The sequence below is a fragment of the Microbacterium sp. Root280D1 genome, assembly GCF_001428975.1.
Taxonomy (GTDB): Bacteria; Actinomycetota; Actinomycetes; order Actinomycetales; family Microbacteriaceae; genus Microbacterium.
The window spans coordinates 330,028-343,532 of the sequence record NZ_LMJK01000003.1 but is presented as its reverse complement, the minus strand read 5'-3'; the positions used below and the strand labels follow the sequence as shown (position 1 = coordinate 343,532).

Here is a 13,505-nt window from a genome sequence, read left to right as displayed (position 1 = left end):
CCTGCCCGGGGTGGCCGCAGAACTGTTTCGTCACGAGAGTTGAGCACATGAGCGTCACCGACCGCACGATCCTCCTCGCCGGAGCCACCAGCCCGTCTGGCCTCGCCCTGGCGCGAGCACTCGTCGACGCCGGCGCGCGCGTCGTCGCCACCGGCCGATCTTCAGAACGGCTGCACGCGCTCGACGCACTCGGCGCACAGGTCGAGGTGGCCGACGCGACCTCGCTGGCGTCGATGACGGAACTCGCTTCCCGCCTGCAGGCGATCGACGCCGTGATCCCGCTGGTCGGCGGCTGGCGCGGCGGAGGGGGCCTCGCCGGGCAGACCGACGACGACCTGCACGCGCTTATGCCCGCGTTCGATGCGGTGCGCGCCACCAGCCGCGCCTTCGACTCCCTGCTGCGCGCCTCTGACGCCGGACGTTTCGCGATCGTCTCGTCGACAGCGGTCGGTCGCCCTCTGGCGGGAGGCGCGAACTACGCTGCCGTCAAGGCCGCGAGCGAGGCGTGGACGCGCGCGGTGGCGCAGGGCTTCGCGAAGGCAGCGCGGGATGCCGTCGAGCCCCTGCGCGCGGCATCGGTCGTCTTCCGCGCCAAGGCACTGGACCCGGACTCGCTCGCGCCGCAGGTGCTCACACTGTGGGATACGGACGCCGCCGATCTCAACGACCGGATCATCACGCTCGACTGAACGCCGCAGCCCGTTCCGCTGCCGACGCGTTCGGCTGATGACGCCGTTCCGCTAGCGGCGCGCCTCCGGCACCTCAGGAGGGAGCCCTCGGAGGGGCGGCGGAGCATCCGCGACGCGCGCATCGACGCTGCGGTCCTCCGCGGAATCCGCTCGGCCCTCGGCCACCGCGTCCGCGTTCCACTCGGCGCCGGTGCCCGTGCCGCCGCCCGTGTTCTCGCCTGCGTCGTCCGGTGCGCCGTCGCCGTCGCCGTCGGGTTCGCCGTCGCCGGGATTCTGCTCCGGCGCGTTCGCGTAGAGCTCGGTGAGCTTGCGATACGACTTCGTGAAGAAGGCCAGCGTCGCGGCGATCACCATGATGATGCCCGCGAACAGGCAGATCAGGGCGATGCCCCGAGCCTCACCCTCACCCAGCAGCCATTCCCACTGCTGCTGCCCCTCGGGCGTCCTCATGTACGGGATGATCAGGAACTCCGCGATCGGCGCGATGAGGAATGCCGTGATCGGAGCGGCTGCGGCCTCCATCGCCGCGGCGACGCCGAACACACGCCCCTGCCTGTCATAGCGGACGACCTTCTGGATGATGGTCTGCTCGGCCGCCTCGACGGGCGGCACGAGGGCCATGTAGATCCACATGCCGACGACGTAGAGCGGCCACCATTCGCGCAGCATGAACACCGACCCTAGGATGCCCATCGCGATCACGACGAGCAGCAGGGTGCGCATGGGTTTCGCCCCGAGGCCGAACTTCGCCACGAGCCCGCCGCCGATCAGGAACCCGGTCGACGCGAACGCCAGCGCGAAGCCCCACATCTGCGCGTCGAAGAGCGTGAGACCGTACGGATCCATCAGCGCCATGTACACGCCGCCGATGAGGTTGTTGAACGTCGAGAAGATGATCAGCGCGAACAGTCCGGGGGCCAGCCGGATCGCCGCCACACTGCCGCGGAAGTCGAGGGCGCTCTTCGCATCGGGGTCTGGCTGCGGCGCCCCCTCGGGGATGCGGATGAAGAGCAGGTGCACGAAGGTCAGCACCATCGCGCCGATCGCGATCGCGAGCGTCCACCCCATGCCCAGGAAGCCGATGGACAGCCCGGAGAAGACGCTGGTCACGAGGAAGGCCAGACCCTGCACCGTGCCGACCAGGCCGTTGGCGTTGGCCCGTCGATCTTCGGGGACGAGCAGCGTGACGGTCGTCGAGAGCGCGATGTTGCGGAGCTGCTCGATCACCCCGCCGAACAGGATGATCGCCGAGAACAGCCAGAACCACGGACCGCCGAGGTCGAGCAGCGCCGCCTCCGGCTGCCAGACGTACAGAACGCCGGCGATCAGGAAGGCGACCGCCGAGATGAAGCTCGAGAGCAGCATCACCGTGTGTTTGCGATTGCGGTCGACGATGGTGCCGAAGATCATCGCGAAGAAGGCGATGAACAGCATGTACGCGCCGCCGATGACGCCGGTCGCGAGCACGGACTGCGTTTCGATGTAGACCCAGAAGGTCAGCGCGAACCACAGAAAGCTCGTCGTCACGTTCGCGATGAGCGTGTTGACGAGGACGTTCGCGAAGGCGGTCTTCGCAGCGCTGCGCTCCATGAATGAGAGGGTAGGCGGGGCCTCGGACATTCGCTAGAGCGGTATGCCGGCCGGGGGACGCCGGGCTCGGCATCCGCCCGTAGGCTTGTGCGGTGACTATTCAGCATGACCCCGCGGTCCGGGGCTTCGCCAGCGACAACTATTCCGGCGTCCACCCCGAGGTCCTCGCGGCCATCGCAGCGGCGAACGGCGGCCACCAGGTCGCGTACGGCGAGGACGCCTACACCGCCCGTCTGCAGGAGGTGTTCCGCGCCCACTTCGGCGAGGGCGTCCAGGCGTTCCCGGTGTTCAACGGCACGGGTGCGAACGTCACCGGCCTGCAGTCGATGCTGCCCCGCTGGGGAGCCGTCATCGCGGCATCCTCCGCGCACATCAACGTCGACGAGGGCGGAGCGCCCGAGAAGATCGGCGGATTCAAGATCCTCGCCGTGCCGACCGAGGACGGCAAGCTCACGCCCGAGCTCGTCGACCGCGAGGCCTGGGGCTGGGGCGACGAGCACCGCGCGCAGCCGCTCGTGGTCTCGATCACCCAGTCGACCGAGCTCGGCACCCTCTACTCCGTCGACGAGATCCGGGCTCTCGCCGATCACGCGCACGAACGCGGCATGACCCTGCACCTCGACGGCGCGCGCATCTCGAACGCGGCCGCAGCCCTCGACGTGCCGCTGCGCGCGTTCACCCGCGACGCCGGCGTCGACGTGCTCAGCTTCGGCGGCACGAAGAACGGCGCCATGCTCGGCGAGGCCATCGTGGTGCTGAACCCCGAGGCATCGAACGGACTGCAGTACTCCCGCAAATTCAACATGCAGCTGTCGTCGAAGATGCGCTTCGTCTCCGCCCAGCTCATCGCGCTGCTCGAAGGAGACCTGTGGCTGCGCAACGCCCAGCACGCGAACGCCATGGCGCAGCGGCTGCGCGGGGCGATCGAGGCCGGCATCGCGGCCGGTGAGATCACCGGCGTCTCGTTCACGCAGCCGACCCAGGCGAACGGCGTGTTCGCGCAGCTGCCCGATGGCATCGCCGACCAGCTGCGCGAGAAGTTCCGCTTCTACGACTGGGATGCCGCGCGCAACGAGGTGCGGTGGATGTGCGGCTTCGACACCGAGGAGTCCGACGTCGACGAGTTCGTCGCAGAGCTCGCGCGCCTCACGACACGCTGAGCTGAGCGGGACTGAGCGGAGCGGCTAGCGCAGCAGACCGAGGTTCGCGAGAGCCAGGCGGATGAGGGTGCCTCGCCCGCCCTCCATCTCGGCGGCGACGGCGTCCGATGCCGCGGCCTCGGGCGAGAACCAGGTGACCTCGAGTGCATCCTGGCGCGGCTCGCACGTGCCGGTGACCGGCACCACGAACGCGAGCGAGACGGCATGCTGACGGTCATCGTGGTAGGCGCTGACCCCCGGGATCGGGAAGTACTCGGCGACCGTGAAGGGCAGCGGCTGCGGCGGCAGCAGCGGGAACGCCATCGGGCCCAGATCGTTCTCGACATGGCGGAACAGCGCATCGCGGATCGTCTCGCCGAACCGCACTCGCCCCGAGACGATGGTGCGCGTCATCTCGCCCATGGGCGTCGAACGCAGCAGGATGCCGATCTCGGTCACCTGCCCGGAGCCATCGGTCCTCACCGGGATCGCCTCGACGTAGAGCATGGGCAGATGGCGTCTCGCCTCCGCCAGCTCGAAGTCGCTCAACCACCCCGGGTTGGAGTCACGCGAGGGCTGTGCGGCGCCGAAGCCCTCCATGCCGTCGTCGGGCTCGGGGTCGGGATCAGGTGTGCGGACGGCCATGTCTCCTTTCTACCAGCAGCGCCCTCCGGCGAACACCGACTTGAGGCCACGACCGGCATACGATCCGATGATCGTCTCCTGCGGGTGTCGGACGGCGCTGGCAGGATGGGACCGTGAGCGAAGAACTGATGATCGACGGGCTCCTCACGCGCTGGTCGACGGAAGATCGCGCGGGGATGCCGCTGCTGGTGCTGCTGCACGGATACGGCGCCGACGAGCACGACCTGTTCGGGCTCGTCCCCTACCTGCCGGACGGCATCGTGGTCGCGTCCGTCGCCGCCCCGCTCGCTCCCCCGTGGCCGATGCCCGGGCGCTCGTGGTACGCCATCGAGGGTCTCGACGGCCGCAGCTCGGCATCCGTCACCGTCGCGGCAGAGGCGTTCCTGCGCTGGCTCGACGATGCCAGGGCCGACGCCCCTGCCGTGGCCCTTCTCGGGTTCTCGCAGGGTGCCGCCGTCGCCGTGCAGGCCATGCGACTCGCGCCCGGGAGCATCGACACCGTGGTGGCCCTCAGCGGTTACGCAGCGCCCGGCGAGCTGCCGGGCGACGATGCGCTGACCGAGGCGCGACCGCACGTCTTCTGGGGCCGAGGCACGAACGACCAGGTGATCCCCCAGGCGCTGGTCGCGCACACCGCCGAGTGGCTTCCGGCGCACTCCGAGTTGTCCGGACGCGTCTACACCGGGCTCACGCACAGCATCTCGGAGGAGGAGCTCCGAGACGTGCGCGCGTTCCTCACGAAGTGGTTGGAACGCGCCGTCGAGGCGTGACCGCCCCCGCACGCAGCCGCGACACGCCCGGGGTTGCGAAACTCCGACACGCCCGGGTATCGTCGTTGAGTCCTGTCCGCCGTGTCTGGAAGTCCTTTGATCTGATCCGTCGCCTCCGCGCTCATCTTTCCGCGCGCTGACCCGACGATCGCCGACTCCACGGCAGACCACCGCCCGCTGTCCTTCGACAGCGACCCGCTCAGACGGGCCCATCGGGCGACCGGTGTCAGTGCACCCTCGCACTGGACAGGAGACACCATGTCAGTCCCCACTCTTCATTCATCGGTCACCCTCGATCGACTCACCTTCACCTGGCCCGACGGCACGTCAGCGCTCGACTCGGTCTCCGGATCATTCGGCTCCGGTCGCACCGGCCTCGTCGGTCGCAACGGCGCCGGCAAGTCCACGCTGCTGCGGCTGATGGCGGGCGAGCTGACCCCGACGGCCGGGCACCTCACCACCACCGGCGAGGTCGCCTACCTGCCGCAGCAGCTCACACTCGACGTCGACCGCCGGGTCGCCGATCTTCTCGGAGTGGCTCCCGCCCTCGATGCCGTCCGTGCGATCGGCGCGGGCGACGTCGATCAGGTGCACTTCGACACGGTCGGCGACGAGTGGGACATCGAAGCGCGCGCCGAGATGTCCCTGGCAGACGCCGGGCTCGCCCCCGAGTTCCTCGACCGGAGGGTCGGCGAGCTGTCGGGTGGTGAGGCCGTGCTGGTCGCGATCGCCGGCATCCGTCTCCGGCGCGCGCCGATCACCCTGCTCGACGAACCGACCAACAATCTCGACCGCGACGCCCGCGCGAGACTCGCGGCGATGGTCCGCTCGTGGAAGGGCACACTCATCGTTGTCAGCCACGACCTGTCGCTGCTCGAACTGATGGACGACACCGCCGAGCTCTACGCCCAGACGCTGAGCGTGTTCGGCGGGCCGTACTCCGAATGGCGCGCCTGGTTGGACGCCGAGCAGGATGCCGCGAGGCAGGCGGAGGTGACGGCGAAACAGGAGTTCCGCAAGGAGAAGCGCCAGCGCATCGAGGCCGAGGTCAAGCTCGCCCACCGAGCGCGCACCGCCAAGAAGGCCGAGATCGAGAAGCGCGTGCCGAAGATCGTGGCCCACGGGCGCAAAATGGCGGCCGAGGTGTCGGCGGGCAGGCTGCGCACGGAGGTCGGGGCGAAGGAGGATGCCGCCCGCACCGCGCTCGACGAGGCGGGGCGGCGCCTGAGGTCCGACGCGTCGATGAAGATCGAGCTGCCGGATCCACAGGTGTCTCGCAGTCGTCGCATCGCGACGATCGGCGACGGCGAGAGGTCGTGGATCATCCAGGGCCCCGACCGGGTCGCGCTGATCGGGCGCAACGGCGCCGGAAAGACCACGCTGCTCGAACGGCTCGTGGCCGACGTCGGCCACGACTCCGGAGAAGCGCTGCCACTCGACGCGGACCGGCCCGATCCGTCAGGTGACGACGCGGATCTCCGGAGCTCCGGAGCGCGCCTCGTCGCGACAGCTCTCACCGACCGGATCGGCTACCTGCCGCAGCGCGTCGACGGGCTCGACGAGAACCGGTCGGTATTCGAGAACATCGCGGATGCCGCACCGCAGGTGCCCGAGAAGGAGCTGCGCAATCGCCTCGCACGGTTCCTCATCCGAGGGGCCACCGCGGAGCGACCTGTCGCCGCTCTGTCAGGCGGGGAGCGGTTCCGCGTGGCTCTGGCGAAACTGCTGCTCTCGGACCCCGCACCCCACCTCGTGGTGCTGGACGAGCCGACGAACAACCTCGACATCGACACGGTCGATCAGCTGGTCGAGGCGCTCCGGGCATACCGCGGGGCGGTGCTGGTCGTGAGTCATGACGATGCGTTCCTCGCGCGTCTCGACCTGGGACTCACGCTCGAGATCGACGTCGACGGCTCACTGACCTCGAGGTGAGCTCACGCCCGTCGGCTCCGCATCGCCCGGGTATGGGCGATCGCGGGGTCGGCGGCGAGCAGGGTGTAGTCCTCGGATTCTCGAGGGACGAGCGCGACCCGCCCCTCGGCGTCGTGGGCGATCCCCCACCCGTAGCGTTTTCCCAGCGGTGATGAGCGCAGGCAGGGCTGCCCCTTCGAGAAGAACGCCTCGCGTGCGGCGGAGTCGTCGGGGTCGATCCCGGCACGCAGCGCATGCGTGGTGAAGATCACGTCGTCGGAGGTGCGCGCATACGGCTCCTGCGCGATCAGTCGATAGTGCAGTGCGGCGATCGTGGGCCTCTCACCCGTCGGCGGCTCTTCGGCGTGGTCGACGGGACAGTCTTCTGCGACCTCGATGAACGTGCTCGCGTAGTTCGTGGTGTGCGTCGCCATGCCTACAGCATGCCCGCACCCTCGGACAATGCCGACCCCGATGTCGGTGGCACGGGTGATGATGGAGGGATGAGCGACGTGCTCGAACGCTTCACCCCTGCCACGCAAGACTGGTTCCGGGGTGCGTTTCCCGAACCCACGCCCGCCCAGTCGGGCGCCTGGAATGCGATCTCTGCCGGAAAGCACGCGCTCGTCGTCGCACCGACCGGCTCGGGCAAGACGCTCTCGGCCTTCCTCTGGGCGATCGACAGCGTGTTCCGCGAGCGCATCGAGCAGCCCACCCCTCCCGCGAAGCGCACGAAGGCCGCCGACGCCTCGCGCACGCGCATCCTCTACATCTCGCCGCTGAAGGCGCTCGGCGTCGACGTGGAGCGCAACCTGCGCTCGCCCCTCATCGGCATCGGCCAGTCGGCCAGGCGGCTCGGCGTCGAGGCCCCTTCGGTGACGGTCGGCGTGCGCTCGGGCGACACGACCTCGAGCGATCGCCGCAAGCTGGTCTCCGATCCGCCCGACATCCTCATCACGACCCCCGAGTCGCTGTATCTGATGCTCACCAGTCGCGCCGGCGAGACGCTGCGCGATGTGCACACGGTCATCATCGACGAGGTGCATGCGGTCGCCGCGACCAAGCGCGGAGCCCACCTCGCGGTGAGCCTCGAGCGGCTCGATGCGCTGCGTCGCACCCACGGCCACGACGAACCCGCACAGCGTATCGGCCTGTCGGCCACCGTGCGTCCGATCGACGAGGTCGCGCGGTTCCTCGGCGGCGCGGCGCCTGTCGAGATCGTCGCGCCGCCGGCGTCCAAGACGTTCGAGCTGGGCGTCGTGGTGCCGATGGACGACATGACCAATCCGCCACCCCCTCCCGGCGCGCCGAAGGATGCCGGAGATGCGGCGGATGCGGAGTACACCGAGGTCACCGGCTCCGTGTGGCCCCACGTCGAGGAGGCGATCGTCGATCGCATCCTGCAGAACAAGTCGACCATCGTGTTCTCCAACTCGCGTCGCCTCGCCGAGCGCCTCACCGGGCGACTCAACGAGATCTACTCCGAGCGCATCGGCGTCGCACTGCCCGAGGCCTCCGTGCCGGCAGCCATGATGGCGCAGGCAGGTGCCACCGCCGGAGCAGACCCCGTGCTCGCCAAGGCGCACCACGGGTCGGTCTCGAAAGAGCAGCGCGCCCAGGTCGAAGAAGAGCTCAAGTCCGGTGTCCTGCGCTGCGTCGTCGCGACGAGCAGCCTCGAGCTCGGCATCGACATGGGTGCGGTCGACCTGGTGATCCAGGTCGAGGCTCCGCCGTCCGCGGCCTCCGGTCTGCAGCGCGTCGGGCGAGCAGGTCACCAGGTCGGCGAGATCAGCCGGGCCGCCCTCTTCCCGAAGCACCGCGGCGACGTGCTGCACACCGCGATCGTCACCGAGCGGATGCTGGCGGGCAAGATCGAGGCGATCCAGGTGCCCCGCAATCCACTCGACATCCTCGCGCAGCAGACGGTCGCCGCCAGCGCCCTCGGCGAGATCAGCGTCGAGGAGTGGTTCGAGACCGTGCGTCGCTCGGCTCCGTTCCAGTCGCTCCCGCGATCGGCCTACGAGGCGACGCTCGACCTGCTCGCCGGACGGTTCCCCTCCGATGAGTTCGCCGAGCTCCGCCCGCGGCTGGTGTGGGACAGAGACGCCGGCACCCTGACCGGACGTCCGGGCGCGCAGCGCATCGCCGTCACGAGCGGGGGCACGATCCCCGATCGCGGACTCTTCGGGGTCTTCGTCGCCGGCGAGTCGACCGGCGCCCGCGTCGGCGAGCTCGACGAGGAGATGGTCTACGAGTCGCGAGTGGGCGACGTCTTCACGCTCGGCACGACGAGCTGGCGGATCGCCGAGATCACCCATGACCGGGTCAACGTCATCCCCGCCTACGGCCAGCCCGGCAAGGTGCCGTTCTGGCACGGAGACGGCATCGGCCGACCGTTCGAGCTCGGCGAGGCGCTGGGGAGGTTCTCGCGAGAGGTCTCCGCCGCGACTCCCGAGAAGGCCGCCCAGCGACTGATCGAAGCCGGACTCGACGCGCAGGCGCGGATGAACCTGATGGCGCACCTGACCGAGCAGCGCGAAGCGACCGGAACGCTGCCGACCGATCGCACTCTGACGGTCGAGCGCGGGCGCGACGAGGTCGGCGACTGGCGGGTCATCCTTCATTCCCCGTACGGCATGAAGGTGCATGCACCGTGGGCGCTGGCGATCAACGCCCGCATCCGCGAGCGACTCGGAGTCGAGGGCTCTGCGGTCGCGAGCGACGACGGCATCATCGTGCGCATCCCGGATGCCGAGGCCGAGCCGCCCGGGGCCGAGCTCTTCGTGTTCGACCCGGATGAACTCGAGCAGCTCGTCACCCAGGAGGTCGGCGGCTCGGCGCTGTTCGCGTCGCGCTTCCGCGAATGCGCGGCGCGCGCGCTGCTCATGCCGCGCACCAACCCCAACCGGCGCACCCCGCTGTGGCAGCAGCGTCAGCGTTCGGCGCAGCTGCTCGAGGTGGCGCGCCGGCACCCGACGTTCCCCGTGATCCTCGAGACGCTCCGTGAGGTCCTGCAGGACGTCTACGACCTGCCCTCGCTGCGCACGCTGGCGGTGTCGATCGCCGACCGGCGCATCCGGCTCGTCGAGACGCAGCCGTCTCAGCCCTCGCCCTTCGCCCGCGACCTGCTGTTCGGCTACGTCGGCGCCTTCATGTACGAAGGGGACTCTCCCCTCGCCGAGCGCCGGGCGGCCGCCCTCTCGGTCGACCCCGCGCTGCTCGGCGAGCTGCTCGGCACAATCGAGCTCCGCGAGCTGCTCGACCCCGACGTCATCGCCCAGTTCGAGAGAGAAGCGCAGCGCCTCGACCCCGAGCGACGAGCGCGAGGTCTCGAAGGCGTCGCCGATCTGCTGCGGATGCTCGGTCCGATGGATGCCGCCGAGATCGACGCACGACTCGACCCGGAGACGGGGTCCGCATCCGACCACCTCGACGCTCTGATCGCCGCTCGCCGCGCGATCCCCGTCACCGTCGCCGGCACCACGCGCGTCGCAGCCATCGAGGACGCCGGTCGGCTGCGTGACGCACTCGGGGCCGCGCTGCCCACCGGCATCCCCGTCGCATTCCTCGAACCGCTCGCCGATCCGCTCGGCGACCTCATCGCGCGCTATGCCCGCACGCATGGTCCCTTCACGACGGATGCCGTCGCGACGCGATTCGGGCTCGGCGCCGCCGTCGCGCGGCATACCCTGCAGCGGCTCGAGCACTCGGGCAGACTGACCAGCGGTTACTTCCTGCCCGAGGCCTCGGGCACGGGGAACGAGACCGAATGGTGCGACACCGAGGTGCTGCGCCGCCTGCGGATGCGGTCGCTCGCCGCGATCCGAGGCAGCGTCGAGCCCGTGTCACCCGAGGCGTATGCGCGCTTCCTGCCGGACTGGCAGCACCTGGGACGCCCGCTCGAGGGACTCGACGGGGTGCTCGCGGTGATCGAGCAGTTCGCCGGGGTGCCCGTGCCCGCGAGCGCGTGGGAGTCGCTCGTGCTGCCCTCTCGGGTGCGCGACTACTCCCCCGCCCTGCTCGACGAGCTCACTGCCTCGGGAGAGGTCATCTGGTCGGGCCACGGCACGCTGCCGGGGCGCGACGGCTGGGTCTCGCTGCATCCCGCAGACCTCGCGCCGTTCACGCTGCCCGAGCCCGACGACGAGATCGCCGCCGACTCGCTCGAGGCCCGAGTGCTGATCGCGCTGGATGCGGGTGGCGCGTACTTCGCCGGTCAGCTGAAGGACATGACCGGCGCCGAGAACGAGCAGTCCGTGCTCGAGGCGCTGTGGGCGCTGACGTGGGGCGGCCGGGTCACCAACGACACCTTCGCCCCGATCCGGTCGCTGCTGGCCGGTGGTTCCCAGGCGCACCGGGTCACCCGACGCGCTCCGCGCACGCGCACCTATCGGGGGATGTCGCTGGCACGGACCGCGCCCCGACCGACGTCGATCGGCGGGCGCTGGTCGCTGCTGCCCACCGTCGACACGGATGCCGCTCGTCGTGCGACCGTCACCGCAGGGCTGCTCCTCGACCGCTACGGCGTGGTCACCCGCGGAGCCGTGCAGGCCGAGGGCGTGCCGGGCGGGTTCGCGCAGACATACCGGGTCCTCGCCGGCTTCGAGGAGGCTGGGCACTGCCGCCGCGGCTATGTGATCGAGAGGCTCGGCGCGGCGCAGTTCGCGGCATCCGCCACCGTCGACCGACTTCGCACGTTCGCCGGGCTCGCCGATCCGCCTCCCCGCAATGCCGTCACGCTCGCCGCGACAGATCCCGCCAACCCCTACGGCGCGGCGCTCGGATGGCCCAAGCGCGACGAGGTCTCGCATCGCCCCGGGCGCAAGGCCGGAGGCCTGGTGGTGATCGTCGACGGATCGCTCGTCCTCTACCTCGAACGCGGGGGACGCACGGTGCTGTGCTTCACCGACGACGCCGAGGTGCTGCGCGCGGCAGCGACCGACCTCGCAGCGACCGCCCGCGCGCGGCGCCTCGACACCCTCACGGTCGAGAAGGTCAACGGCGAAGGCGTGTACGGCACCGAGCTCGCCCTCGCTCTGCAGGAGTCCGGATTCGTGGCCACCCCCCGCGGCTACACGCTGCGCAAGGCGATCTGACCGGCCCATGACCACTGCTTCTAGGCTGGACGCATGATCGGGGAGTTCATCAGCGGCGTCCGCACCCTGCTGCGCGGTTTCGGCACATGGCGGCGCCGACCGGGGCTCATGGCCCTCGGTCTCGTACCGGGCTTCATCGCCGCGCTGGTGCTGCTCGCCGGACTCATACCGCTGGCGCTCACTCTCGGGCCGATCTCCGACGGTCTCACCCCCTTCGCCGACGGCTGGATCCCGGCCTGGCGCTCGGTGCTGCGCGCCGCCGTAGGCATCGTGATCTTCGCCGCGGCGCTCGCACTCGCGAGCGCCGTGTTCAGCGCCCTCGCCCTGACGATCGGCGACCCGTTCTACCAGCGCATCTGGCGCGCTGTCGAGGCCGATCTCGGCGACGCCCCGCCCTCGGACGGCGGCGGATTCTGGATGGCGGTCGGCGAGGGCCTGAGACTCGTGGTTCTCGGCATCCTGATCGCGATCGCCGTGCTGCTCCTCGGTCTCATCCCTCTCATCGGCGGATTCCTCGGTGCGGTGGGCGGCGTCGTGCTGTCGGGACGGATGCTCGCCCGCGAGCTCACCGGGCGGGCGTTCGACGCCCGCGATCTCAGCCCTGCCGACCGGGCGGTGCTGTTCCGCGGCAGCCGCGCGCGCGTGCTCGGCTTCGGTGTCGCCACGCAGCTGTGCTTTCTGATCCCCGGCGGGGCTGTCGCGGTCATGCCCGCCGCTGTCGCGGGTGCCACTGCCCTCGCGCGCACCATGCTGCAGCGCACGCCGCTGCCACAGCACACTCCGCAGCACGCTCCACAGCACACTCCTCCGCCTCCCCTGCCGGGCAGCGTCTCGGCGCCGCTGCCGCCACCCCCCGGGTCAGGGCACGCCTGATGCCCGAGGGCGATACCGTCTTCCGCACCGCCAGACGTCTCGACGAGGCGCTGGTCGGCGGCGAGGTGGCGCGCTTCGACCTTCGGGTGCCGCGATTCGCGACGCTCGATCTGACGGGTCAGCCGATCCTCTCGTCGATCGCGCGCGGCAAGCATCTGCTGCTGCGGATCGGCGACAGCACGCTGCATTCCCATCTGCGCATGGACGGCGCCTGGCTCGTCTACCGGGCGGGTGAGAAGTGGCGGCATCCGGCGTTCAAGGTCCGCGCGATCGTCGGCACGGCGCAGCGCGAGGCGGTGGGCATCGACCTCGCCGAGATCGAGGTCGTTCCGACCCGCGACGAGGACGAGCTCGTCGGCCATCTCGGCCCCGATCCGCTCGGCCCGGACTGGGATGCCGTCGAGGCCGCCAGACGCGTGAGCGCCGACACCCGCAGCATCCACGTCGCCCTTCTCGACCAGCGCAACGTCGCGGGGTTCGGCAACGAATACGCCGCGGAACTCCTGTTCCTCCGCGGAATCCTGCCGACGACCCCCGCACCGGAGGTCGACGTTCCCGCACTGCTCGACCTCGGCGTGCGCACGATCCGCGCGAACCGCGATCGTCGCCATCGCACCTTCACCGGAGTCGACCGCCCCGGTCAGGGGACGTGGGTGTACGGACGTGCCGGACGCCAGTGCCGCCGCTGCGGAACCCCCATCAGACGCGGCGAGCAGGGCGCGGATCCGACCCGCGAGAGGATCACATTCTGGTGTCCCGTGTGTCAGCGATGACCCGCATCCATGCTCGGGA

At 70.2% G+C, this 13,505-nt stretch carries 10 protein-coding genes; 7 read left to right on the top strand and 3 right to left on the bottom strand.

Annotation, left to right across the window (positions count from 1 at the left end):
- The first annotated feature begins 47 nt into the window (after positions 1 to 47).
- Positions 48 to 689 (top strand): SDR family NAD(P)-dependent oxidoreductase, encoded by a 642-nt coding sequence (locus ASE34_RS14105; RefSeq protein ID WP_056279649.1) that lies wholly within the window; start codon positions 48 to 50, stop codon positions 687 to 689.
- 51 nt (positions 690 to 740) lie between these two features.
- Here ASE34_RS14105 and ASE34_RS14100 read toward each other — a convergent pair whose 3' ends face one another.
- The gene (locus ASE34_RS14100) at positions 741 to 2,279 is read right to left on the bottom strand and encodes an MFS transporter (protein ID WP_056279647.1); all 1,539 of its coding nucleotides are present in this window, start codon (positions 2,277 to 2,279) and stop codon (positions 741 to 743) included.
- 92 nt (positions 2,280 to 2,371) lie between these two features.
- On the opposite strand from ASE34_RS14100, the gene ASE34_RS14095 reads away from it, so the two are divergent.
- On the top strand, positions 2,372 to 3,439 hold the full coding sequence (locus ASE34_RS14095; RefSeq protein WP_056279645.1) for a threonine aldolase family protein: 1,068 nt from the start codon (positions 2,372 to 2,374) through the stop codon (positions 3,437 to 3,439).
- Positions 3,440 to 3,463: 24 nt separating this feature from the next.
- Here ASE34_RS14095 and ASE34_RS14090 read toward each other — a convergent pair whose 3' ends face one another.
- Positions 3,464 to 4,063: a DUF4916 domain-containing protein gene (locus ASE34_RS14090; protein ID WP_053097566.1), complete on the bottom strand. Its 600-nt coding sequence runs from the start codon at positions 4,061 to 4,063 to the stop codon at positions 3,464 to 3,466.
- A 113-nt stretch (positions 4,064 to 4,176) separates the two neighbouring features.
- Here ASE34_RS14090 and ASE34_RS14085 point away from each other — a divergent pair, with 113 nt between their 5' ends.
- Positions 4,177 to 4,833 carry an alpha/beta hydrolase gene (locus ASE34_RS14085; RefSeq protein ID WP_230100402.1) on the top strand — a complete coding sequence of 219 codons (657 nt, stop codon included), beginning with the start codon at positions 4,177 to 4,179 and terminating at the stop codon, positions 4,831 to 4,833.
- A gap of 258 nt (positions 4,834 to 5,091) precedes the next feature.
- Complete coding sequence (locus ASE34_RS14080) at positions 5,092 to 6,765, top strand: ABC-F family ATP-binding cassette domain-containing protein (RefSeq protein WP_056279643.1); 1,674 nt, start codon at positions 5,092 to 5,094, stop codon at positions 6,763 to 6,765.
- Positions 6,766 to 6,767: 2 nt separating this feature from the next.
- On the opposite strand, the gene ASE34_RS14075 is transcribed toward ASE34_RS14080, so the two are convergent.
- Positions 6,768 to 7,178 (bottom strand): DUF6157 family protein, encoded by a 411-nt coding sequence (locus ASE34_RS14075; protein WP_056279641.1) that lies wholly within the window; start codon positions 7,176 to 7,178, stop codon positions 6,768 to 6,770.
- A gap of 69 nt (positions 7,179 to 7,247) precedes the next feature.
- Here ASE34_RS14075 and ASE34_RS14070 point away from each other — a divergent pair, with 69 nt between their 5' ends.
- From ASE34_RS14070 to ASE34_RS14060, 3 genes are read left to right on the top strand one after another with little or no spacing between them, the layout of a single operon-like run.
- Positions 7,248 to 11,840 carry an ATP-dependent helicase gene (locus ASE34_RS14070; RefSeq protein ID WP_056279639.1) on the top strand — a complete coding sequence of 1,531 codons (4,593 nt, stop codon included), beginning with the start codon at positions 7,248 to 7,250 and terminating at the stop codon, positions 11,838 to 11,840.
- 33 nt (positions 11,841 to 11,873) lie between these two features.
- Positions 11,874 to 12,713: an EI24 domain-containing protein gene (locus ASE34_RS14065; protein ID WP_157538276.1), complete on the top strand. Its 840-nt coding sequence runs from the start codon at positions 11,874 to 11,876 to the stop codon at positions 12,711 to 12,713.
- On the top strand, positions 12,713 to 13,486 hold the full coding sequence (locus ASE34_RS14060; RefSeq protein ID WP_056280260.1) for a DNA-formamidopyrimidine glycosylase family protein: 774 nt from the start codon (positions 12,713 to 12,715) through the stop codon (positions 13,484 to 13,486). Before ASE34_RS14065 ends, ASE34_RS14060 begins: the two co-directional genes overlap by 1 nt.
- The last annotated feature ends 19 nt before the right edge of the window (positions 13,487 to 13,505 follow it).